We start from the raw sequence: 23,207 nt of genomic DNA, 5'->3' as shown, positions 1-23,207 counted from the left end.
GTACCCCCACCCGCTTGCGGGGGAGAGTGGCGCGCGTGACCCTGGTCCTGCGATACGCGGCGCGCAGCGATCGCGGCTTGGTACGCGCCAACAACGAAGACTCGGTCTACGCTGGGGCACGGCTATTGGCCCTGGCCGACGGCATGGGTGGGCATGCGGCCGGCGAGGTGGCGTCCCAGTTGGTGATTGCCGCATTGGCCCATCTCGATGACGACGAGCCCGGTGGCGATCTGCTGGCCAAGCTGGATGCCGCGGTGCGCGCCGGCAACTCGGCTATCGCAGCGCAAGTCGAGATGGAGCCCGATCTCGAAGGCATGGGTACCACGCTCACCGCAATCCTGTTCGCGGGCAACCGGCTCGGCCTGGTGCATATCGGTGACTCGCGCGGTTACCTGCTGCGCGACGGTGAGCTGACGCAGATCACCAAGGACGACACGTTTGTCCAAACGCTGGTCGACGAAGGCCGGATCACCCCGGAGGAGGCGCACAGCCACCCGCAACGCTCGTTGATCATGCGGGCGTTGACCGGCCATGAGGTCGAACCGACGCTGACCATGCGAGAAGCCCGCGCCGGTGATCGTTACCTGCTGTGCTCGGACGGGTTGTCCGATCCGGTTAGCGATGAAACTATCCTCGAGGCCCTGCAGATCCCCGAGGTTGCCGAGAGCGCTCACCGCCTCATTGAACTGGCGCTGCGCGGCGGCGGCCCCGACAACGTCACTGTCGTCGTCGCCGACGTCGTCGACTACGACTACGGCCAGACCCAACCGATTCTGGCCGGGGCGGTCTCAGGCGACGACGACCAACTGACCCTGCCCAACACCGCCGCCGGCCGGGCCTCTGCCATCAGCCAGCGCAAGGAGATCGTTAAACGCGTTCCGCCACAGGCCGATACATTCAGTCGGCCACGGTGGTCGGGCCGACGGCTAGCATTCGTTGTCGCACTGGTGACCGTGCTGATGACTGCGGGCCTGCTCATTGGTCGCGCGATCATCCGCAGCAACTACTACGTAGCGGACTACGCCGGCAGCGTGTCCATCATGCGGGGGATTCAAGGGTCGCTACTGGGCATGTCCCTGCACCAGCCTTACCTGATGGGCTGCCTCAGCCCGCGTAACGAGCTGTCGCAGATCAGCTACGGACAGTCTGGGGGCCCTCTCGACTGCCATCTGATGAAACTGGAGGATCTGCGACCGCCGGAGCGCGCACAGGTTCGGGCCGGTCTCCCGGCCGGCACTCTCGATGACGCCATCGGGCAGTTGCGCGAACTGGCGGCCAACTCCCTGCTGCCGCCTTGCCCGGCGCCGCGTGCCACGTCCCCGCCCGGGCGCCCGGCCCCACCCACCACCAGCGAGACAACCGAACCAAACGTCACCTCCTCGCCAGCCTCTCCATCACCCACCACCTCCGCGCCGGCCCCCACCGGAACTACTCCTGCCATCCCCACGAGTGCCTCCCCGGCAGCGCCCGCGTCGCCGCCGACGCCTTGGCCCGTCACCAGCTCGCCGACGATGGCCGCACTTCCGCCACCCCCGCCTCAGCCGGGCATCGACTGCCGGGCGGCGGCATGACGACACGACTGCAAGCGCCGGTGGCCGTAACGCCCCCGTTGCCGACTCGGCGCAACGCTGAACTGCTGCTGCTGTGCTTTGCCGCCGTAATCACGTTTGCCGCACTGCTGGTCGTGCAGGCCAATCAAGACCAGGGGGTGCCCTGGGACTTGACTAGCTACGGACTGGCCTTCCTGACCCTGTTCGGATCCGCGCATCTGGCCATCCGGCGCTTCGCCCCCTACACTGACCCGCTGTTGCTCCCGGTGGTGGCACTGCTCAACGGACTTGGCCTGGTAATGATCCACCGCCTCGATCTGGTGGACAACGAGATCGGCGAGCATCGGCACCCCAGCGCAAACCAGCAGATGCTGTGGACGCTGGTGGGCGTAGCTGCCTTCGCGCTCGTGGTGACCTTCCTCAAGGACCACCGACAGCTCGCACGCTACGGCTACATTTGCGGGCTCGCGGGTCTGGTTTTCTTGGCAGTTCCCGCGCTGCTCCCGGCAGCACTGTCCGAACAGAACGGCGCCAAGATCTGGATCCGGTTGCCCGGCTTCTCGATTCAACCCGCCGAATTTTCAAAGATTCTGCTGCTGATCTTCTTTTCGGCGGTACTGGTGGCCAAACGCGGCCTGTTCACCAGCGCCGGCAAACATTTGCTCGGAATGACCCTGCCGCGCCCGCGAGACCTCGCGCCACTGTTGGCAGCCTGGGTCATCTCGGTGGGTGTGATGGTCTTCGAGAAAGACCTCGGCGCTTCGCTGCTGCTGTACACATCGTTTCTGGTGGTGGTTTACCTCGCCACCCAGCGGTTCAGTTGGGTCGTCATCGGCCTGACTCTGTTCGCGGCAGGAACCTTGGTGGCGTACTTCATTTTTGAGCACGTCCGGCTCCGCGTACAGACCTGGCTGGATCCGTTCGCAGATCCAGACGGCACCGGATATCAGATCGTGCAGTCGCTTTTCAGCTTCGCTACAGGCGGTATCTTCGGCACCGGGCTCGGTAATGGTCAACCCGACACCGTGCCCGCGGCATCCACCGATTTCATCATCGCCGCGTTCGGCGAAGAGCTTGGGTTGGTGGGCTTGACGGCCATCCTGATGCTCTACACCATCGTGATCATCCGGGGTTTGCGCACGGCCATCGCCACCCGCGATAGCTTCGGCAAGCTGCTGGCCGCCGGCCTCTCATCGACGCTAGCCATTCAGCTGTTCATCGTCGTCGGCGGTGTGACCCGACTCATTCCGCTGACCGGGTTGACCACACCGTGGATGTCCTACGGCGGGTCTTCACTGCTGGCCAACTACATATTGCTGGCCATCCTGGCACGCATCTCGCACGGAGCCCGCCGCCCACTGCGCACCCGCCCACGAAATAAGTCGCCGATTACGGCGGCCGGCACCGAGGTCATCGAACGCGTATGAACGCCTCTCTGCGCCGAATATCGGTGACCGTGATGGCGTTGATCGTGTTGCTACTGCTCAACGCGACCATGACGCAGGTCTTCACCGCCGACGGGCTGCGTGCCGATCCCCGCAACCAGCGAGTGTTGCTCGACGAGTATTCACGGCAGCGCGGCCAGATCACCGCTGGTGGCCAACTGCTGGCGTACTCGGTAGCCACCGACGGCCGCTTTCGTTTCCTGCGGGTCTATCCCAATCCTGAGGTGTACGCGCCGGTTACCGGCTTCTACTCCCTGCGCTATTCCAGCACCGCCCTAGAACGAGCCGAGGACCCGATATTGAACGGGTCCGACCGCCGTCTGTTCGGCCGCCGGCTGGCCGACTTCTTCACCGGTCGCGACCCACGCGGCGGTAATGTCGATACCACGATCAACCCGCGCATTCAGCAAGCCGGCTGGGACGCGATGCAGCAAGGCTGCTACGGGCCCTGTAAGGGAGCGGTGGTCGCCCTTGAGCCATCAACCGGCAAGATTTTGGCGTTGGTGTCTTCTCCGTCCTACGACCCCAACCTGCTGGCGTCGCATAACCCCGAGGTGCAGGCGCAAGCCTGGCAGCGGCTTGGCGACAATCCCGCCTCTCCACTGACCAACCGTGCCATCTCTGAGACGTATCCACCGGGTTCGACTTTCAAAGTGATCACCACTGCGGCCGCGCTGGCCGCCGGGGCCACCGAGACCGAACAGCTGACTGCGGCGCCCACAATTCCGTTGCCAGGCAGCACCGCCCAGCTAGAGAACTACGGCGGTGCGCCGTGCGGGGACGAACCCACCGTGTCGCTGCGTGAGGCATTCGTCAAATCATGCAACACCGCATTCGTCCAGCTGGGCATCCGCACCGGCGCCGACGCCCTGCGCAGCATGGCGCGCGCGTTCGGTCTCGATAGCCCACCGCGCCCAACTCCGCTGCAAGTGGCGGAATCAACCGTCGGGCCTATCCCGGACAGCGCCGCACTAGGGATGACCAGTATCGGCCAAAAGGACGTTGCGCTGACCCCGCTAGCGAACGCAGAAATAGCCGCGACCATCGCAAACGGCGGCATTACGATGAGGCCTTATCTAGTCGGCAGCCTCAAGGGACCGGACCTAGCCAATATCTCAACCACCGTCGGATACCAGCAGCGCCGCGCGGTGTCACCGCAGGTCGCCGCTAAGCTAACAGAGCTGATGGTCGGCGCCGAGAAAGTCGCACAGCAGAAAGGGGCAATCCCCGGCGTGCAGATCGCATCCAAGACGGGCACCGCCGAACATGGCACCGACCCTCGTCACACTCCACCGCACGCTTGGTACATCGCCTTTGCGCCCGCACAAGCGCCCAAGGTGGCTGTTGCCGTGCTGGTGGAGAACGGGGCTGATCGGCTGTCCGCCACCGGAGGTGCCCTCGCGGCACCGATCGGGCGGGCGGTGATCGAAGCCGCACTGCAGGGGGAACCATGAGCCCCCGAGTTGGCGTGACGCTGTCGGGCAGATACCGCCTGCAGCGCCTCATCGCCACCGGTGGTATGGGCCAAGTCTGGGAGGCCGTGGATAACCGGTTGGGCCGGCGTGTTGCGGTGAAGGTGCTCAAGAGCGAGTTCTCCTCCGATCCGGAGTTCATCGAACGGTTCCGGGCCGAAGCGCGCACCACCGCGATGCTGAACCATCCGGGCATCGCCAGCGTGCACGACTACGGCGAAAGCCAGATGAACGGGGAGGGTCGCACGGCCTACCTGGTGATGGAGCTGGTCAACGGCGAGCCACTAAATTCGGTGCTCAAACGCACCGGCCGGCTGTCGTTGCGGCACGCACTGGACATGCTCGAGCAGACCGGCCGCGCTCTGCAGATCGCGCATGCCGCTGGCCTGGTGCACCGCGACGTCAAACCGGGCAACATCTTGATCACCCCCACCGGGCAGGTGAAGATCACCGACTTCGGCATCGCCAAAGCCGTCGATGCAGCGCCCGTGACCCAGACCGGCATGGTGATGGGCACCGCCCAATACATCGCGCCGGAGCAGGCCCTCGGTCACGACGCCAGCCCGGCCAGCGACGTCTATTCACTGGGAGTTGTTGGGTATGAAGCGGTTTCGGGTAAACGGCCGTTCGCCGGCGATGGTGCCCTGACCGTGGCAATGAAGCACATCAAGGAGCCGCCGCCGCCGCTGCCTCCCGACCTGCCGCCCAATGTGCGAGAACTCATCGAGATAACTCTGGTGAAGAACCCCGCGATGCGCTATCGCAGTGGGGGACCGTTCGCCGACGCGGTGGCAGCGGTGCGCGCCGGCCGCCGGCCCCCGCGGCCCAGCCAGACACCCCCCCCTGGCCGGGCCGCCCCGGCGGCCATTCCGTCGGGTACGACAGCCAGGGTCGCGGCCAACTCTGCTGGCCGGACTGCGGCATCCCGTCGATCCCGCCCGGCCACGGGTGGTCACCGGCCGCCGCGGCGCACGTTTTCGTCCGGTCAGCGTGCGCTGCTCTGGGCCGCGGGGGTGCTGGGGGCGCTGGCAATCATCATCGCCGTGCTGCTCGTCATCAAAGCGCCCGGGGACAACAGCCCGCAGCAGGCACCGACGCCGACCGTGACCACCACCGGGAACCCTCCGGCCAGCAACACTGGCGGGACTGATGCTAGCCCGCGACTCAATTGGACGGAACGCGGGGAAACACGTCATTCTGGACTGCAAAGCTGGGTTGTCCCGCCGACACCGCATTCGCGCGCGTCGCTGGCCCGATACGAGATAGCGCAATGACCACCCCTTCCCACCTGTCCGACCGCTACGAACTTGGCGAAATCCTTGGATTTGGGGGCATGTCCGAGGTCCACCTGGCCCGCGACCTCCGGTTGCACCGCGACGTTGCGGTCAAGGTGCTGCGCGCTGATCTAGCCCGCGATCCCAGTTTTTACCTTCGCTTCCGGCGTGAGGCGCAAAACGCCGCGGCATTGAACCACCCTGCAATCGTCGCGGTCTACGACACCGGTGAAGCCGAAACGCCCGCCGGGCCATTGCCCTACATCGTCATGGAATACGTCGACGGCGTTACCCTGCGCGACATTGTCCACACCGAAGGGCCGATGACGCCCAAACGCGCCATCGAGGTCATCGCCGACGCCTGCCAAGCGCTGAACTTCAGTCATCAGAACGGAATCATCCACCGTGACGTCAAGCCGGCGAACATCATGATCAGCGCGACCAATGCAGTAAAGGTGATGGATTTCGGCATCGCCCGCGCCATTGCCGACAGCGGCAACAGCGTGACCCAGACCGCAGCAGTGATCGGCACGGCGCAGTACCTGTCACCCGAACAGGCCCGGGGTGATTCCGTCGACGCCCGATCCGATGTCTATTCCTTGGGCTGTGTTCTTTATGAAGTCCTCACCGGGGAGCCACCTTTCACCGGCGACTCACCCGTCTCGGTTGCCTACCAACATGTGCGCGAAGACCCGATCCCACCTTCGGCGCGGCACGAAGGCCTCTCCGCCGACCTGGACGCCGTCGTTCTCAAGGCGCTGGCCAAAAATCCGGAAAACCGCTATCAGACAGCGGCGGAGATGCGCGCCGACCTGGTCCGCGTGCACAACGGTGAGCCGCCCGAGGCGCCCAAAGTGCTCACCGATGCCGAGCGGACCTCGCTGCTGTCGTCTGCGGCCGGCAACCTTAGCGGTCCGCGCACCGATCCGCTACCACGCCAGGACTTAGACGACACCGACCGTGACCGCAGCATCGGTTCGGTGGGCCGTTGGGTTGCGGTGGTCGCCGTGCTCGCTGTGCTGACCGTCGTGGTAACCATCGCCATCAACACGTTCGGCGGCATCACCCGCGACGTTCAAGTTCCCGACGTTCGGGGTCAATCCTCCGCCGACGCCATCGCCACACTGCAAAACCGGGGCTTCAAAATCCGCACCTTGCAGAAGCCGGACTCGACAATCCCACCGGACCACGTTATCGGCACCGACCCGGCCGCCAACACGTCGGTGAGTGCAGGCGACGAGATCACAGTCAACGTGTCCACCGGACCCGAGCAACGCGAAATACCCGACGTCTCCACGCTGACATACGCCGAAGCGGTCAAGAAACTGACTGCCGCCGGATTCGGCCGCTTCAAGCAAGCGAATTCGCCGTCCACCCCGGAACTGGTGGGCAAGGTCATCGGGACCAACCCGCCAGCCAACCAGACGTCGGCCATCACCAATGTGGTCATCATCATCGTTGGCTCTGGTCCGGCGACCAAAGACATTCCCGATGTCGCGGGCCAGACCGTCGACGTGGCGCAGAAGAACCTCAACGTCTACGGCTTCACCAAATTCAGTCAGGCCTCGGTGGACAGCCCCCGTCCCGCCGGCGAGGTGACCGGCACCAATCCACCCGCAGGCACCACAGTTCCGGTCGATTCAGTCATCGAACTACAGGTGTCCAAGGGCAACCAATTCGTCATGCCCGACCTATCCGGCATGTTCTGGGTCGACGCCGAACCACGATTGCGCGCGCTGGGCTGGACCGGGATGCTCGACAAAGGGGCCGACGTCGACGCCGGTGGCTCCCAACACAACCGGGTCGTCTATCAAAACCCGCCGGCGGGGACCGGCGTCAACCGGGACGGCATCATCACGCTGAGGTTCGGCCAGTAGCTTCGCCCGCGCTAGCGGTTGAAGTTGGGAAGTGCGGTGAGATGGCGGTGAGCACTTCGTTTTCCAGCCGACGTACCAGGGTGTCGTCTTGCGTCCATCCGCAGCAGGTGAGCCAGTTGGCCAGTATGCGGTGCCCGCCCTCGGTGAGAATCGACTCCGGATGGAACTGGACACCGTGGATCGGCAGCCCGGTGTGCTGCACGGCCATGATCACACCGCTGCTAGTGCGGGCCGTGACCCTCAGCACCGCTGGCAGCGACTTAGGCAGAATTGTCAACGAATGGTATCGAGTGGCCGTGAAGGGATCCGGAAGCCCTTGTAGCACACCGACATTGGTGTGGAATACGCTGCTGGTCTTGCCGTGCAATAGCTCGGGCGCACGGTCCACGGTGGCGCCGAACGCAACGCCGATGGCTTGGTGCCCAAGGCAGACCCCCAGCAAAGGGGTGTGTGCTGCCGCACACGCGTGCACGATACTCACCGACGCGCCCGCGCGCTCCGGGGTACCCGGACCGGGACTGAGCAGGACACCGTCGAATTGGCCGGCGACGGCGGCCTCATCGGATAGCCGGTGGTCGTCGTTGCGCCACACCTCGGCCTCGATGCCGAGCTGGCCGAGGTACTGCACCAGGTTGAACACGAAGCTGTCGTAGTTGTCAACGACCAGGATCCGCATCGTGACAGGCTACCGCCTGACCCTGCCGGCAGTCGTTCAGTAGTCCAAGGGGCCTGCAGGCTGCGCGAAGTGCATCCGGACGGGATCGGCATAGCCGACTATCTGCAAGTCAGGATGGACTTCTTCGCAGTACCCGAGGCCGAACCGGACCACGTACTGCTTGTAGAGCGTCACCAGGGGAGCCGCAGCCAGAGCAGCCTGCATGGCGGCGGCGTCTCCGATCGCGGCGATCGTGTAGGGCGGGCTATAGGTACGCCCGTTGAGCAGCAACGTGTTTCCGACACAACGAGCTATCGACATCGCGATGATGCGCTGGTCCTGCATCTGGATCGCCTCAGCACCGGCATTCCACAACGCGTTGAGGACAGCCTCGATGTCTTGCTGATGCACAACCAGATCGTCCGGGGACGCGTCGCGCGGAAACCGGCCGTTGGCGTCGCGTTGCGCGTCTTGCAGGGTAACCACCAGGCCCGGCCCATGGACCGGATTCATAGCCGCCACACCGGCCAGCTTGGCGGACCGCCGCTGCATGGCCGCCAACGCGGTATCGACAGATCGGCCGTGCACCGAGTCGATTCTGGTGGTCAGCGCTTCGCGTTCGGTGGCGAGACGGTTCACCGATGCCTGCGCCCGACGGACAAGGTCGACCAGTCGCGGCGCATCGCTGCGGCGGATCTCGGTGCCGCCCGACACCCCATGCGTGGCGGCCAGCAGCAGCCCCGCCAGCAAGCACACTAAGGGGACACTGAAACGCCACGCCGATCGGCGCCGATCAATCATGGTCTCTCCGTTTTCCGGGCAGGGTGTTGGGTGGGTTAGTCTCATAACAAGGTATGCCTGCAGCTGCAACTTCTATCGTTGCACCCCGGGCCATTCGTCGTCTTGTCGAGGTAGTCCCGCCAGATCCCGAGGAAAGTGATGCCCAAGTCCAAGGTCCGCAAGAAGAACGACTTCACCGTCAGCGCGGTGAGCCGCACGCCGATGAAGGTGAAGGTCGGACCGTCGAGCGTATGGTTCGTCTCGTTGTTCATCGGTCTGATGCTGATCGGACTCATCTGGTTAATGGTGTTTCAGTTGGCAGCCATTGGCAGCCAAGCCCCCACAGCGCTCAATTGGATGGCGCAACTCGGTCCCTGGAACTATGCGATCGCGTTCGCTTTCATGATCACCGGTTTGTTGCTCACGATGCGCTGGCATTGATCCACGCCGCCGATAGAATGAATTCATATTCTGGTCGGGTCGTTACTGTGCCAGCAACCTTTTGGTCACTCAATCACACGCATGTGATTCATCCCCACTGTTGATAGCGTCTGTGGATAACTTTGTCTGCAGTGGTGAGAGGGTCTAAGGAATACATGCAGCAAACAGCATGGGCGCCTCGCACCTCGGGAATCGCTGGTTGCGGAGCCGGGGGAGTCGTGATGGCTATTGCGTCTGTGACCTTAGTCACAGATACGCCCGGGCGGGTGTTGACCGGAGTTGCCGCGCTGGGTCTGATCTTGTTTGCGAGCGCCACTTGGCGCGCACGTCCAAGGCTGGCAATTACCCCCGACGGCCTGGCGATCCGAGGTTGGTTCCGGACGCAGCTATTACGACATTCCAATATCAAGATCATCCGAATCGACGAGTTTCGCCGTTACGGCCGCCTGGTGCGCCTGCTCGAGATCGAAACGGTCAGCGGGGGGCTGCTGATTTTGTCCCGCTGGGATCTCGGCACCGACCCAGTGGAGGTGCTCGATGCGCTTACCGCTGCCGGTTACGCCGGTCGCGGCCAAAGGTGAGCGGACTTGGCGTGAGGGCGTCCGGTTGAACGGCCCCAACGGCGTGTCGGTGTACCGCCACGTGCCCTGGCGGGTCCACAAGGTGTATTCGAGCGACGAGCCGACGTAGCTTCGGGTCAGGAGATGGTGATCGACTCGATCACCACCGGGTCCGTCGGCCGATCGTTGCCGTCGGTGGCCGTCTTGGAGATCGCCTCCACAACCCGCTGTGACTCCGCGTCGATCACTTCACCGAAAATGGTGTGGCGCCGGTTCAGGTGCGGAGTCTTGCCGACGGTGATGAAAAACTGTGAGCCGTTGGTGCCCGGACCGGCGTTGGCCATCGCGAGCAGATAGGGCTTGTCGAATTGCAGCTCGGGGTGGAACTCGTCGGCGAACTTGTAGCCGGGTCCGCCGCGACCCGTCCCGGTTGGATCGCCACCCTGGATCATGAAGCCCTGGATCACCCGGTGAAAGACCGCGCCGTCGTAGAACGGGCCGGACGGGCCACCTGATGCGTTTTGGGTCGAATAGTCCTTGGTGCCCTGCGCAAGGCCCACAAAATTGGCGACGGTCTTGGGCGCATGGTTTCCGAACAGGGCGATCTTGATGTCGCCGCGGTTAGTGTGCAGCGTGGCGGTAGCGGTCGCAAGGGGGCTGTTAGTCACGGAATCACAGTCTGCCATTACGCCCGGGCGGGCCCCCACCCGGTGCCCGGAACACAAACCCGCACGCGGCGCACCCGCAACGAGCCCGCCGACGGGCCAGTGATGGCAGTCTGTGAAGGAACTTGACCGAGTTATTGAGCGCAAGCCTCGGCCCGGACACAGAAAGGCGGCAAAATGAGTGAGCAGGTGGAAACCCGGTTGACCCCACGCGAGCGGCTGACCCGGGGTCTGGCCTACTCTGCGGTGGGTCCGGTGGACGTGACCCGAGGCCTCCTCGAACTCGGGGTCGGACTTGGGCTTCAGTCCGCCCGGTCGACCGCGGCCGGGCTTCGCCGCCGTTACCGGGAAGGCCGATTGGCCCGCGAGGTCGCTGCCGCCCAAGAGACGCTCGCTCAAGAGCTGACCGCTGCCCAGGACGTGGTGGCCAACCTACCGCAGGCCCTACAGGACGCCCGGACCCAACGTCGCAGCAAACACCACCTCTGGATCTTCGCGGGGATCGCGGCGGCCATCCTCGCCGGCGGTGCCGTCGCCTTCAGCATCGTCCGGCGCTCGTCGCGACCGGAGCCGTCGCCCCGACCACCGAGCGTCGAGGTGCAACCGCGCTCCTGAGGCCGGTCGTCACACGGTGGGGCCTAGGGATTCGAACCCCTGACCCCCGCCTTGCACAGGCGAATCATGATGCAGATCAATGGGTTACAACTCAGTCCACCTGCGAAAGGACACAACTGCGGTTAACAGTAGTTATCTGTAACTGTGGTCAATCGCCCAAGAATCGTGCCAGCATCGTCGCGTGCTGGTCGCTTACATAGACGAGTCCGGCAATACCGGAGACCCCGCCAACGGCGGATCCATGACTTTCGCTCTAGGGTGCGTGCTCGTGGACGCCGACAACCGGCCGACCGCGTTCGATGGGTTGCTGAGCTTCTAGCGTTCCCGGACTCGGCGGGCGGCTACATGCGCGGCAGCCATGTGCGGCGCCGGTGGTGGTCGCAGGCGGTGACCGCGGCGCAGCTGTTCCCTCAGACTGTGATGGACGCTACCGGGAAGCCGGCGGTGGTGTAGGAGTTCAAAACTGCATGAGCTCGGCACACCCGGCGTCGTTGGCGATCCAGGCCGGGGCGAATTCAAGGCACTTCAGAACATGCTCGAACACGACTCCGCCGGGTTGACCTTGGACCGCTACCGCCACCTGTACGGGTCGGGTGTCGAGGCCGTCGGAGTGGCCATCAACGCCCTCTTCACTCGCGATTGTGATCAAACGTGGTCATTCGAAGTATCCGAGCTACGCTTTTCACTTGTGGAGCCTAGGGGACTCGAACCCCTGACCCCTGCCTTGCAAAGGCAGTGCTCTACCAACTGAGCTAAGGCCCCTCTTCGTCACCGGTTATGTGATCAGGAGGTGGATCGCCGGCCACATGCCAGACATCGGCTCCGCGTCGGAACCGCACGACGATGGCCGCCACAGCGATCGCGGCCAGTGGCAATGCGAACCTCACCGAACGTCGTGACGGGCACATGGTCGTGGGCCTAGGAGGACTCGAACCTCCGACCTCTTCGTTATCAGCGAAGCGCTCTAACCGCCTGAGCTATAGGCCCGTACTCGCGTACGGCCGAGCGACGAGATTACCGCAACCGGCGCCCGACTCTCAAAACATTAGTCCCGGTCTGCCAGCGTCACTTCGATGCCGCCGATCAGATCGGTGATCAGGTTGTAGACGAACGCACCGATGGTGGCAAGCGCGGTCATCAGGACGATGTTGACCAAGCCGATCAGGAATGCGCCGCCGAAGATGGTGCCGCTGGAGACAAGTTCCGCGCTGCTGCCGCTCGCGTTGTTCAACAGGTCACCGACGTTGCTGTTGAGCTTGGCCCATACGCCCATACCGCCGAGCACCAGGTAGAGGAACGCGACCGTGATCATCCAGACGAAGAACAGCGCCACCGACAACAACAGCGACACCTTCAACGTGCTCCATGGATCAATCCGTCGGATCTGCATGCTGGCTCGAACCGGCCCGCGGCTTCGCCGCGCCGACAGCTGGACACGGGCGTCTCTACTCTCAGCGGTAATCGAACGACCGCCGCTCGAACCGGCGGCCGAATCCCCTCTCGATCCCGCGCCACCCTCCGCGGGACGCGCCGGCGCGGGGTTGCGTTGCGGGGCCCGCGGAGTCGGGCCGGATAGGTCGGGCAGCTCGCTGGCATAGGCCTCGGCGGGGGAACCGTCGCCACACCCCAGCGAAGCGTCGGGATCCGGCTGCGGGGTCCTGACCGCGGCGGCTGGGCCGGTCACCGGGGCAGACGCACCGGAGATGAAGCGATTCAGCCGAGCATCGGCGGCGGCGGGCGGGTTGGTCGGGCGCCCCTCAGGGTGTGATACCGGCGGCGGCTGACGATGCCCCGCTTGGGATTGCCGAGTCGCAGCACGCTGCCACGGCGGCGGGTCTCCAGCATCTGGTATGCGGCCTGGCCCGGTCGCTGCCCGATGTGCGCCCCCACGGTCGACCAAGCCATCCGCATTCGGGCCGTCGCCCTTGCTGAGCGCCCCCGGCTCGTTCGGTGCAGTCACCCCGACTCCTAACACTCGTACCCGGCTGCCGAGCCTAGCTGCCCGATTCCTCCTCAGATCGCTACGCGATCCGCATCGTCGTCGGGCGAGCCTGATTAATTGCCCGTCTGGTCTGCGCCGTTGGCGTCCACGGCATTATCGTCGCCACTTTCTTCGGCGTTGCGCGCGATGGCCAACAGTGTGTCGCCCTCGCCCAGATTCATCAACCGAACACCCTTGGTCTGCCGTCCCGCCTTGCGAACCTGGCGTGCCGCGGTGCGGATCACGCCACCGCCGGAAGTGACGGCATACAGCTCGCTGTCGTCGTCGACAATCAACGCCCCAACCAACCTGCCGCGCCGGCGGTCGTACATGACCGTCAGCACACCTTTACCGCCGCGGCCCTGTACCGGGTATTCCTCGATCGCGGTACGTTTCGCATAGCCCCCTGACGTCGCCACCAGCAGATAGGTGCCTTCACGCACGACGTTCAGCGACAGCAGCCGGTCGTCGATATTGAACCGCATGCCCTGCACACCCGAGGTGGCACGACCCATTGGCCGCAGCGCCTCGTCGGTCGCCGAGAACCTGATGGACTGCCCGTTGGCCGAGACCAGCAGCAGGTCGTCGCCGGCCGAACACAGCACCGCACCGACCAGCTCGTCGTTGTCGCGCAGGTTGACCGCCACGATTCCGCCCGAGCGATTGGAGTCGAAGTCGGTCAGCTTGGACTTTTTCACCAGCCCGTTGCGAGTGGCCAGCACCAGGTACGGGGCGTCGGTGTAGCCGCGAATCTGGATGACCTGGGCGATGCGTTCCTCGGGCTGGAAGGCTAACAGGTTGGCCACGTGCTGCCCGCGCGCCGTCCGGGAGGCCTCGGGCAAGTCGTAGGCCTTGGCCCGATAAACCCGTCCCTGGGTGGTGAAGAACAGGATCAAATCGTGGGTGGAGCACACGAAGAAGTGCGCGACGATGTCGTCCTGCTTCAACCCCGCACCCTGCACGCCCTTGCCGCCGCGTTTCTGGCTGCGATACAGATCGGTCTTGGTGCGCTTGGCGTATCCCGTTTCGGTGATAGTGACAACGACGTCCTCGCGGGCGATCAAATCCTCGTCGCTGACGTCTCCGTCGGCCGCGATGATCCGGGTACGCCGGTCGTCGCCGTGCCTGTCCACGATTTCGGCGAGTTCGTCGCGCACGATCCCACGCTGCCGCTCGGGTTTTGCCAGGATGTCTTCCAGATCGGCGATCTCGGCCTCGATTTTGGCCAGGTCGTCGATGATGCGCTGGCGTTCCAGTGCGGCCAGGCGCCGCAACTGCATGTCCAGGATTGCCTGGGCCTGGATCTCGTCGATGTCGAGCAGCTCGATCAGTCCGGCCCGGGCGATATCGACGGTCTCCGACGCCCGGATCAGTGCAATGACCTCGTCCAGCGCGTCGAGCGCTTTAACCAGGCCGCGCAGAATGTGGGCTCGCTCGTTTGCCTTGCGCAGCCGGTAGGTGGTGCGCCGCACAATGACGTCGAGTTGGTGGTCAACGTAATAGCGGATCAGCTGGTCCAGCCGCAGCGTGCGCGGCACCCCGTCGACGATCGCTAGCATGTTGGCGCCAAAGCTGGTCTGCAGCTGGGTGTGCTTGTAAAGGTTATTGATCACCACCTTGGCCACCGCATCGCGCTTGATCTCGATGACGATGCGTAAACCGACCCGATCGCTAGACTGGTCCTCAATGTTGGAAATGCCGGCCAGCTTGCCGTCTCGGACCTGTTCGGCGATCGAAGTGATGAAGTTGTCGTGGTTGACCTGATACGGCAACTCGGTGATCACCAGCGAGGTACGACCGCGGGAATCCTCTTCTACCTCAACAACTCCGCGCATTCGAATGGAGCCGCGGCCAGTTTTGTAGGCATCAGCGGTGCCCTGGGATCCGACGATCAGTCCGGCGGTCGGGAAGTCCGGGCCTTTAACCCGCCCCATGACCGCGGCCAGGGTCTCCTCTTCGTCGGCGTCGTGATTCTCCAGCGCCCAGAACACCGCGTCGGCCAGCTCACGCAGGTTGTGCGGCGGGATATTGGTTGCCATGCCGACCGCGATGCCGCCTGACCCGTTGGCCAGCAGGTTGGGGAACCGGCTGGGTAGCACCGTCGGCTCTTGCACCCGGCCGTCGTAGTTAGGGATGAAATCGACTGTCTCCTCGTCGATTTCCCTCAGCATCTCCATCGCCAACGGGGTCAGCCGGGCTTCGGTGTACCTCATCGCCGCCGGTGGGTCATTGCCTGGCGAGCCGAAGTTGCCCTGGCCGTCCACCAGCGGGTAGCGCAGCGACCAGGGCTGGGCCATGCGCACCAGGCTGTCGTAGATCGACGCGTCGCCGTGCGGGTGGTAGTTGCCCATGGTCTCGGCAACCGACCGGGCCGACTTGGCGTGGCTGCGGTCCGGGCGGAAGCCGGAATCGAACATTGCATAGAGCACCCGGCGATGCACGGGCTTGAGCCCGTCGCGCACCTCCGGCAGCGCGCGGCCGACGATCACGCTCATCGCATAGTCGATGTAGCTGCGCTGCATCTCCTGCTCGATGTCAACCGGTTCGATCCGGTCGAGCGAGTCGTCAGGCGGCAACGTCGTGTCTGTCATCTATTCCTCGTTTGCAATCGAACGCAGGGTTGCGTTAGACATCCAGGAACCGAACATCCTTGGCGTTGCGGGTGATAAAGCTGCGCCGCGCGTCGACGTCCTCGCCCATCAGGATGGAGAACAACTCGTCGGCGGCGGCGGCGTCGTCCAGCGTCACTTGACGCAACACACGAACCGAGGGATCCATGGTGGTCTCCCACAACTCCTTAGCGTCCATTTCACCTAGACCCTTGTACCGCTGAATGCCGTCTTCCTTGTTGATCTTCTTCCCGGCCTTCAGCCCCGCCTCCAGCAGACCGTCGCGCTCGCGGTCGGAGTATGCGAATTCCGGGTCACTGCGCTGCCACTTGAGTTTGTACAGCGGCGGTTGTGCCAAAAACACATGCCCGTTCTCGATGAGCGGCCGCATGAACCGGAACAACAACGTCAACAACAGCGTGGAAATATGTTGGCCGTCAACATCGGCGTCGGCCATCAGCACGATCTTGTGGTAGCGCAGCTTGCCGATATCGAACTCGTCGTGGATCCCGGTGCCCAGCGCCGTGATGATCGCCTGAACTTCGGTGTTCTTTAGCACCCGGTCGATGCGCGCTTTCTCCACATTGATGATCTTGCCGCGCAGCGGAAGTATCGCCTGGAACATCGAATCGCGACCGCTTTTTGCAGAACCGCCGGCCGAGTCACCTTCTACGACATACAGTTCGGACTTGCGCGGATCCGTGGAACGGCAATCGGCCAGCTTGCCGGGCAATCCACCGATGTCGGTGGCGCTCTTACGCCGCACCAACTCTCGTGCCTTACGTGCCGCGATACGGGCTTGCGCCGAGGACACAGCCTTGTTCACAACGACTTTCGCGTCGGTGGGGTTGGCTTCAAACCAGTGGGTCAGCTGTTCGTTACAGACCTTCTGCACAAACGATTTGACCTCGGTGTTGCCCAACTTGGTCTTGGTCTGGCCCTCGAACTGCGGTTCGCTGACCTTCACCGAGATCACAGCGGCCAGGCCTTCCCGGATATCGTCACCGGTGAGGTTGGGGTCCTTGTCCTTCAGTAGCTTGCGGTCCTTGGCGTACTTGTTCACCACCGACGTCAGCGCGCTGCGGAAGCCCTCTTCGTGGGTGCCGCCCTCGTGGGTGTTGATGGTGTTGGCGAAGGTGTGCACCGACTCCGAATACCCGGCGTTCCATTGCATCGCGATCTCCACCTCGTGCCCGGTGCCCTTGCCGGAAAAGTCCACGATGCTGCTATGAATCGCGTTCTTGGTGCGGTTGATGTGTTTCACGAAGTCCACCAGGCCACCCGGATAGTGAAAGGTGCGGCTCTTAACTTTGTGCGGTGCAGTGGATTCGGCTGCGCGTTCACTTGCCGACTTCGGCGCCTCGGCGACGTCGCTGACCACTTCGTCGACGACCTCGTCTTGGGTCACCCTCTCGTCGGTCAGGTTGATGGTCAGCCCCTTGTTGAGGAACGCCATCTCTTGCAGCCGGCGGGCGACGGTTTCGAAGTCGTATTCCGTGGTTTCGAAAACAGCGGGGTCGGCCCAGAACCGCACCGTTGACCCCGTCTTCTTGGTCGGCGCCCCTTGCTTGAGGCCCAGGGGTTCCGACTTCTCATAAACCTGAGACCACTCGTACCCGTCGCGCTTGATCTCGACTTCGAGCCGGGTGGATAGCGCGTTAACCACCGACACGCCGACGCCGTGCAGACCACCAGATATCGCATACGCGTCCGAGTCGAACTTGCCGCCGGCATGTAGTTGTGTCATCACCACGTCGACGGTCGGTATGCCGGAGGCGTGGGTGGCGACCGGAATGCCGCGGCCGTCGTCGGCGACCTCGACACCGCCATCCTCAAGCAGCACTACGTTCACTGTGGTTGCATAACCGGCCATCGCCTCGTCGACCGCGTTGTCGACCACCTCCCAAATGAGATGGTGTAAACCGCGCTCACCGGTCGAGCCAATGTACATGCCGGGACGTTTGCGGACGGCCTCCAGCCCTTCGAGAATGGTGATAGACGCAGCGCCGTATTCGTCTTGGGCCTTCTTTTTCTGGGCAGCCACGATCCGAATACTCTCCTCAGGGGTTGCGTGCATGCGGTTGAGTCGCCGCAGGGGGTCGCACACCACTGTACCGTGATCGGGCGCCAGGGCCGATCTTCTGGCCTCGTTTTTACCCATCTAACCGCGCCGTGCGTCGGACATCTTTCTTCCTGGTGCGTCCCGACGTCCGGCATACGGATCCGCTTCGTCCTCGAGGCTCTCAGGCCGGGACCGGAGCGCCTTGTTCTGGGCCGATCGACGTGTTATCCGTAGGTGTCGCGCGGACCCCTACCGGCAATATGGCGAGGCCCCTTGCGCCACGATGGTGCCGCCGGCCCGGTGATCTTTAGCGATCGCACCACATCGTTGCCAACCGCTGCGGCGATCTTGGCCAGAAGCTGGGCCTGCATGATCCTCAACTGCGTCGCCCACGCCGTCGACTCCGCAATCACGCTCAACACCCCGTCGTTTAGCGCAGTCGGGCGTGCATGTTCGGCGATCTGGTGGCCGACCACCGCAGACCACTGGCCGAGCACCATACCCTCGGCGACCCGCACCGACCAGCCGCGTTTCTTTGCCAGCTCACGAGCGGCCTTACCCAGCGGTTGTGGATCACGAATGTCGGGCCCCGGACCCGACCAGCTTCGTCGCCGTCCGGCCACCCGACCCGACGCAACGGAAGCGACCCGCCCTCGACCGGCGTCTTGTCCGCGCGCGCGGGCAGCAGCACGAGCTTCGTCCAGGGTGCGCCTGACCAAATCCAACCCTGGTGACTTCATTGATCGCTCACCGCGATTCTGGTCGGGCCGGTCAACAGAACCCGTCATGGCAGAACCACCGACATCGATCCGGTGTCATCGGCACGCACATCGATGTGCACCCGCCTGGCGTCCCAGCCGGCGGGAATATCCTCGAGCACCGCGGCAGTCACCAACACCTGTTCGGCGGACTCGGCCGCCGTCGCCAACGCTCGACGGCGCATGACATCCAGTTCGGCGAACACGTCGTCGAGCAACAACACCGGCTCACCACCATCAACGCGTAACAGTTGATAGGCCGCCAACCGCAGTGCCACCGCCAACGACCACGCCTCCCCATGGCTAGCAAATCCTTTCGCGGGTTGATCGCCTAGTCGCAGTATTAGGTCGTCACGGTGCGGACCAACTAGACAAACCCCACGCTCGAGTTCGGCATCCCGACGGGCCGCCAGCGCCGCCAACAGCCGAGCTGCTAACAATTGCCGATCGATATCTGACTGCTCGCTGGGACCGGTTACATCCATGCTGGCCCGATAACCGATAGACGCCGATCGCGATTCCGGCGCCAACAGCTGGTATGCCTTCTTCACTTCCGGTGCCAACTGGTTGACCAAATCGATGCGGGCGGCCACCAGTTCAGCCCCGTGCTCCGCCAAACGACTGTCCCATACCTCAAGAGTGTCAAACACACCCCGGTCACCCCGATACCGTGCTCCAGGTACGGACTTCAATAACGCCGTCCGCTGGCGCAACACCCTCTCATATTCGGCTCGTACCGCAGCGATCGCAGGCCTACGCACGATCGCCAGATCATCCAGATAGCGCCGCCGGTCAGCGGGATCCCCACGAACCAACCCCAGATCCTCAGGGGCAAACAACACAGCTCGAAGCACTCCGACCACATCACGTGTACTTCGGACCGATGATCGATTCAATCGCGCTTTGTTGACTCGCCCCGTGGCGATCTCGAGGTCGACGGCACATTCTCTACCGTCGTTCACCACGATCGTGGAGATCACCGCACGATCGGTACCTACCCGGATCAACGGCAAATCGGCGCTAACGCGGTGCGAACCTAACGTCGTCGAATACCACAGTGCCTCAATAAGATTCGTCTTACCATAACCGTTAGGCCCAACAAAAACCGTCCGCCCTGGATGCAATTCCAGATCTACACATGCCCAGGACCGGAAGTCACGCAGCCCCAAATGACGGACGTACACCTACCCGGGCGCCAAGTGCTCAGCCCGGCAACCGAACCGGCATCAACAGATAGACATAGTCCGTCGACACCGCCGGGAACGGACCGTTGCCATTCAGACCCGCCACAGGGCGATCGTCCCCGGACACCGGACGTAGCAAGGCAGGCTTACCCGCAGTCGTAAACCCGAAAGACACTCGCTCCGAGCGCAACGAACTCAAACCGTCCGTTAGATAGGTTGGGTTAAACGCAATCGTCAATGGTTCACCGGCATAGTCAACAACAAGATCTTCCTCGGCTCGTCCAACATCATCGGCACCCGCAGAAAGCCGCACGCTGCCATCAGCGAACTCCATGCGCACCTGCGCGCCCCGATCAGCTACCAACGCAACCAGCTTGATCGCTTCGATCAACTCGGCCACGTCCATGGTGGCCACCGCGGTGTGTTCGGTTGGTAGCAACTGCCGAAACTTCGGGAACTCGGCATCAAGAAGTCGCGTGGTGCTGCGCTTGCCGTTCCCACTGATACCGAGCAGGCCATCCTTGCCCACCCCCGGCCCAGTACCCAACGACAAACGAACGTCAGAGCCGCCGATGCCCGCTTTGGCGGCCTCGGCCAGCGTCTTGGCCGGGACCAGCACAGCCGCTTCGATATCTGGCGACGACGCCGACCACTTCAGTTCTCGAACAGCCAGGCGAAACCTGTCGGTAGCGGCCAAAACCACCGTCTCACCGAGGATTTCGACCCGGATGCCGGTCAACATAGGCAACGTGTCGTCCCGGCCGGCGGCGATAGCGACCTGACTGATTGCCTCGGCGAATAATTCCGCAGGCAACAATCCGGTCTCTTCCGGCAGCGTCGGCAGCGTCGGATAATCCTCGACTGGCATCGTCGGTAGCGAAAACCTGGCGTTACCGCAGGTCAATGCGACCCGGTTACCTTCGACATGAACGTCTACGGGCTTGTTAGGCAACGCCCGGGTAATATCGGACAACAATCGGCCAGAAACTAAAACGCTTCCAGGAGAAACAATTTCAGCGCCAACCTGGGCCTCGGCGGAAACCTCGTAGTCGAATCCGGAAATCGTCAGACCGTTGTCCGAGCCGGTCAACAACACGCCGGAGAGCACCGGCACCGCGGGCCTGGCTGGCAGATTTTTAGCCACCCACGACACCGCATCGGCGAAAGACTCTCGTAGCAAACGAAACGTCAAGTCGGTGAGGCCAACTCTTGTCGTAGCCGCGTCCATTGCGCCCTTTCACCTCACGATGAGTTCGATCCCGTGGCTAGCGCCCCGCTAGCGTGGGGACTGCCAACGACGAATGCCCATGACGCGTGACCCGCCACGACGGCCGCAACAGCAGTCGAACAACAACCGTAGAGCTTCTCACGTCAACTTGAAAGTTCATCATTGACCTCTGACCCACCGCGACGAGCCAGTTATGCGGGTGGTATCCAGCGAACGATCCCCAGCGCTGTCTTTCCAAGAACAAACGACGAAGAAATCTCGGTAACAGTATTAGAGGGTGTGCAGTTTGGGGACAGTCTGGTCTTGGTGCAGGTCGACGTCGGTCGGAGTTGTGGATGACGGTGGCGATGACTGTGGGGTGTGTGTTGGGTCGGTGGGGATGAGGCGTGGGTTGTGAACGGAACCGCCGGGACTGTATGAGTCTGTGCGCGGTTTGTGCACAGCGACACTCACAGCCAATCTCTGTGACTGGTGTGACCTGGGAGAGAGAAGTTTTTTTAAGAACGTTGTCGGAAGAACACGCCGTGCTAGCGCTTGGAGCGCTGACGGATGCGAGTGGTGAGTTCTTTGACGTGATCAAAGACCTCACGGCGCTCGGCCATCTCGGACAGGATCTTGCGTTGGGCGTACATGACGGTTGTGTGATCACGGCCGAACGCTTGGCCGATTTTGGGCAACGAAAGATCGGTGAGCTCACGACACAGGTACATCGCAATCTGTCGTGACTGGGCCAGTGCTCGGGTCTTGCCGGGCCCGCGAAGCTCTTCGACGGTAGTGTCGAAGTATTCGGCGGTGGCAGCCATGATCGTCGCCGCGCTGATTTGCATGGTGTTGGCGTCGGCGATCAGATCGCGAAGCACAATCTCGGCCAGCGCTTTGTCGATTGGTGTTTTGTTCAATGAGGCGAACGCGGTGACCCGGATCAGCGCGCCCTCGAGTTCACGGATATTGCGTTCGATACTGCTGGCGATGAGTTCGAGGACATCGTCGGGGACCGCGAGCCGTTCCATCTGTGCTTTCTTGCGCAAGATGGCGATGCGGGTCTCCAGCTCGGGTGGTTGTACGTCAGTGATCAGCCCCCACTCAAAGCGGGTTCTCAGCCGGTCCTCGAGGGTGGCGAGCTGCTTGGGTGGGCGGTCAGATGAGATGACGATTTGCTTGTTGGCATTGTGCAAGGTGTTGAAGGTGTGGAAGAACTCCTCTTGAATACCCTCTTTGCCTTCAATGAATTGGATGTCGTCGACCAACAGCACGTCTACGTCGCGGTAGCTGCGTTTGAATGCGACCTTGCGGTCATCGCGGAGCGAGTTAATGAAGTCGTTGGTGAATTCCTCGGTGGAGACATATTTGACCCGCATTCCCGGGAACAACCGTTGGGCATAGTTGCCTGCCGCGTGTAGCAGGTGTGTCTTGCCGAGACCGGACTCGCCCCAGATGAACAGGGGGTTGTAAGCGCGGGCGGGTGCTTCTGCGATCGCCAAGGCGGCGGCGTGCGCGAACCGGTTGGAGGCGCCGATAACGAACGTATCAAAGGTGTAGCGACGGTTAAGGCTGGTTACGCCAGCGGTAGCGGAATCGGTATTGTGCGGGCGCTCGGTGAAGTAACTTGGCCAACTGTGCTGGTTATCGCCCCGTGCCGCAGCGCTGTCATCAATCTCGTCGTTGTCGGTTGTGGTGTCTGGCGATGTGGTAGCAGGATTTTCGGAAGGCGGCACGGTAGTGTCGTCGGCTTCGTCGGTCGCCGGCGGAGCGATGCGGACCCCGAGTTGGATCTGATGTCCGAGTCGGCGGCTGAGAGCGTCGGTAATCGGGGCCCGCAGATGGCGCTCGATTTCGTTTTGGACAAAGCTGCTCGGCACGGATAACAGAGCAAACCCCTCGACGATGGTCAATGGCTGGACGAGATTGAGCCAAGCCCTTTGCTGAGGGGTCAGCGGAGCGCTGAGATTAGCATCACTGCTGGGTCCGTCGTCAACCTTAGGGTCGCCGTTAAGTTCGGAGACGACCGCGTTCCACACTGTGGTGAAGCCTGAACCGGGGTCATCGGTCAA

General features: G+C 63.1%; 18 protein-coding genes, 2 tRNA genes and 1 other annotated feature (1 of these 21 running past the window's edge). Of the genes, 8 read left to right on the top strand and 12 right to left on the bottom strand.

The genetic code is table 11. The annotated features are described in order from the left end of the window. Positions 1-35, top strand: a repeat region (101 bp Mycobacterial Interspersed Repetitive Unit,Class I. See Supply et al. (1997) Molecular Microbiology 26, 991-1003); it begins 66 nt to the left of the window's first position. From pstP to pknB, 5 genes are all read left to right on the top strand, one after another. Continuing rightward, positions 27-1,571, top strand: a complete 1,545-nt coding sequence (gene pstP, locus Rv0018c; RefSeq protein ID NP_214532.1) for a phosphoserine/threonine phosphatase PstP — start codon at positions 27-29, stop codon at positions 1,569-1,571. It overlaps the preceding feature by 9 nt. Further along, entirely contained in the window at positions 1,568-2,977 is a 1,410-nt protein-coding gene (rodA, locus tag Rv0017c) for a cell division protein RodA (RefSeq protein NP_214531.1), read from the top strand. Before pstP ends, rodA begins: the two co-directional genes overlap by 4 nt. Beyond that, complete coding sequence (gene pbpA / locus Rv0016c; RefSeq protein NP_214530.1) at positions 2,974-4,449, top strand: penicillin-binding protein PbpA; 1,476 nt, start codon at positions 2,974-2,976, stop codon at positions 4,447-4,449. The genes rodA and pbpA overlap by 4 nt, the downstream gene beginning before the upstream one ends. Continuing rightward, complete coding sequence (gene pknA / locus Rv0015c; protein ID NP_214529.1) at positions 4,446-5,741, top strand: serine/threonine-protein kinase PknA; 1,296 nt, start codon at positions 4,446-4,448, stop codon at positions 5,739-5,741. The genes pbpA and pknA overlap by 4 nt, the downstream gene beginning before the upstream one ends. Beyond that, positions 5,738-7,618 (top strand): serine/threonine-protein kinase PknB, encoded by a 1,881-nt coding sequence (gene pknB, locus Rv0014c; protein NP_214528.1) that lies wholly within the window; start codon positions 5,738-5,740, stop codon positions 7,616-7,618. The genes pknA and pknB overlap by 4 nt, the downstream gene beginning before the upstream one ends. Here the strand turns inward: pknB and trpG are convergent. Both trpG and Rv0012 read right to left on the bottom strand, forming a co-directional pair. Next, positions 7,596-8,294 (bottom strand): anthranilate synthase component II, encoded by a 699-nt coding sequence (trpG, locus tag Rv0013; RefSeq protein YP_177615.1) that lies wholly within the window; start codon positions 8,292-8,294, stop codon positions 7,596-7,598. The genes pknB and trpG overlap by 23 nt on opposite strands. 36 nt (positions 8,295-8,330) lie before the next feature. Further along, positions 8,331-9,119, bottom strand: coding sequence for a membrane protein (locus Rv0012; protein ID NP_214526.1), 789 nt, complete (start codon positions 9,117-9,119; stop codon positions 8,331-8,333). Between the two features lie 93 nt (positions 9,120-9,212). Between Rv0012 and Rv0011c the strand changes: the two genes are divergently transcribed. Next, a complete protein-coding gene (locus tag Rv0011c) occupies positions 9,213-9,494 on the top strand; it encodes a cell division protein CrgA (RefSeq protein ID NP_214525.1) in 282 nt (93 codons plus the stop codon). A gap of 155 nt (positions 9,495-9,649) precedes the next feature. After that, positions 9,650-10,075, top strand: a complete 426-nt coding sequence (locus Rv0010c; protein ID NP_214524.1) for a membrane protein — start codon at positions 9,650-9,652, stop codon at positions 10,073-10,075. Between the two features lie 116 nt (positions 10,076-10,191). Here the strand turns inward: Rv0010c and ppiA are convergent, their stop codons facing one another. Further along, positions 10,192-10,740 (bottom strand): iron-regulated peptidyl-prolyl cis-trans isomerase PpiA, encoded by a 549-nt coding sequence (ppiA, locus tag Rv0009; RefSeq protein ID NP_214523.1) that lies wholly within the window; start codon positions 10,738-10,740, stop codon positions 10,192-10,194. Positions 10,741-10,896: 156 nt separating this feature from the next. Here ppiA and Rv0008c point away from each other — a divergent pair, with 156 nt between their 5' ends. After that, positions 10,897-11,334, top strand: coding sequence for a cell wall synthesis protein CwsA (locus tag Rv0008c; RefSeq protein NP_214522.1), 438 nt, complete (start codon positions 10,897-10,899; stop codon positions 11,332-11,334). Positions 11,335-12,023: 689 nt separating this feature from the next. Here Rv0008c and alaT read toward each other — a convergent pair. The 9 genes from alaT to dnaA form a co-directional block, all read right to left on the bottom strand. Beyond that, a tRNA-Ala gene (alaT, locus tag Rvnt02) sits at positions 12,024-12,096 on the bottom strand. A gap of 151 nt (positions 12,097-12,247) precedes the next feature. Beyond that, a tRNA-Ile gene (ileT, locus tag Rvnt01) sits at positions 12,248-12,321 on the bottom strand. A 58-nt stretch (positions 12,322-12,379) separates the two neighbouring features. Then, complete coding sequence (locus tag Rv0007) at positions 12,380-13,294, bottom strand: membrane protein (RefSeq protein ID NP_214521.1); 915 nt, start codon at positions 13,292-13,294, stop codon at positions 12,380-12,382. Between the two features lie 95 nt (positions 13,295-13,389). Further along, entirely contained in the window at positions 13,390-15,906 is a 2,517-nt protein-coding gene (gene gyrA / locus Rv0006) for a DNA gyrase subunit A (RefSeq protein NP_214520.1), read from the bottom strand. A gap of 34 nt (positions 15,907-15,940) precedes the next feature. Then, the gene (gene gyrB / locus Rv0005) at positions 15,941-17,968 is read right to left on the bottom strand and encodes a DNA gyrase subunit B (RefSeq protein ID NP_214519.2); all 2,028 of its coding nucleotides are present in this window, start codon (positions 17,966-17,968) and stop codon (positions 15,941-15,943) included. Between the two features lie 242 nt (positions 17,969-18,210). Then, positions 18,211-18,774, bottom strand: a complete 564-nt coding sequence (locus Rv0004) for a hypothetical protein (RefSeq protein NP_214518.1) — start codon at positions 18,772-18,774, stop codon at positions 18,211-18,213. Then, complete coding sequence (gene recF / locus Rv0003) at positions 18,771-19,928, bottom strand: DNA replication/repair protein RecF (RefSeq protein NP_214517.1); 1,158 nt, start codon at positions 19,926-19,928, stop codon at positions 18,771-18,773. The genes Rv0004 and recF overlap by 4 nt, the downstream gene beginning before the upstream one ends. A gap of 19 nt (positions 19,929-19,947) precedes the next feature. Then, positions 19,948-21,156, bottom strand: coding sequence for a DNA polymerase III subunit beta (gene dnaN, locus Rv0002; protein ID NP_214516.1), 1,209 nt, complete (start codon positions 21,154-21,156; stop codon positions 19,948-19,950). 527 nt (positions 21,157-21,683) lie between these two features. Further along, positions 21,684-23,207, bottom strand: a complete 1,524-nt coding sequence (gene dnaA / locus Rv0001; RefSeq protein ID NP_214515.1) for a chromosomal replication initiator protein DnaA — start codon at positions 23,205-23,207, stop codon at positions 21,684-21,686.

The organism is Mycobacterium tuberculosis H37Rv, from assembly GCF_000195955.2.
Classification (GTDB): domain Bacteria; phylum Actinomycetota; class Actinomycetes; order Mycobacteriales; family Mycobacteriaceae; genus Mycobacterium; species Mycobacterium tuberculosis.
The sequence above is the reverse complement of the archived record's forward strand: the minus strand, read 5'-3'. Positions and strand labels throughout refer to the sequence as shown.

Excerpts from the sequence above, each read along its gene's own strand:
- gyrA (NP_214520.1), bottom strand. The coding sequence starts at position 15,906 with ATGACAGACACGACGTTGCCGCCTGACGACTCGCTCGACCGGATCGAA.
- Rv0011c (NP_214525.1), top strand. The coding sequence starts at position 9,213 with ATGCCCAAGTCCAAGGTCCGCAAGAAGAACGACTTCACCGTCAGCGCG.
- Rv0012 (NP_214526.1), bottom strand. The coding sequence starts at position 9,119 with ATGAGACTAACCCACCCAACACCCTGCCCGGAAAACGGAGAGACCATG.
- Rv0008c (NP_214522.1), top strand. The coding sequence starts at position 10,897 with ATGAGTGAGCAGGTGGAAACCCGGTTGACCCCACGCGAGCGGCTGACC.
- trpG (YP_177615.1), bottom strand. The coding sequence starts at position 8,294 with ATGCGGATCCTGGTCGTTGACAACTACGACAGCTTCGTGTTCAACCTG.
- pbpA (NP_214530.1), top strand. The coding sequence starts at position 2,974 with ATGAACGCCTCTCTGCGCCGAATATCGGTGACCGTGATGGCGTTGATC.
- pknB (NP_214528.1), top strand. The coding sequence starts at position 5,738 with ATGACCACCCCTTCCCACCTGTCCGACCGCTACGAACTTGGCGAAATC.
- pknA (NP_214529.1), top strand. The coding sequence starts at position 4,446 with ATGAGCCCCCGAGTTGGCGTGACGCTGTCGGGCAGATACCGCCTGCAG.
- dnaN (NP_214516.1), bottom strand. The coding sequence starts at position 21,156 with ATGGACGCGGCTACGACAAGAGTTGGCCTCACCGACTTGACGTTTCGT.
- ppiA (NP_214523.1), bottom strand. The coding sequence starts at position 10,740 with ATGGCAGACTGTGATTCCGTGACTAACAGCCCCCTTGCGACCGCTACC.
- rodA (NP_214531.1), top strand. The coding sequence starts at position 1,568 with ATGACGACACGACTGCAAGCGCCGGTGGCCGTAACGCCCCCGTTGCCG.
- Rv0004 (NP_214518.1), bottom strand. The coding sequence starts at position 18,774 with ATGACGGGTTCTGTTGACCGGCCCGACCAGAATCGCGGTGAGCGATCA.
- Rv0010c (NP_214524.1), top strand. The coding sequence starts at position 9,650 with ATGCAGCAAACAGCATGGGCGCCTCGCACCTCGGGAATCGCTGGTTGC.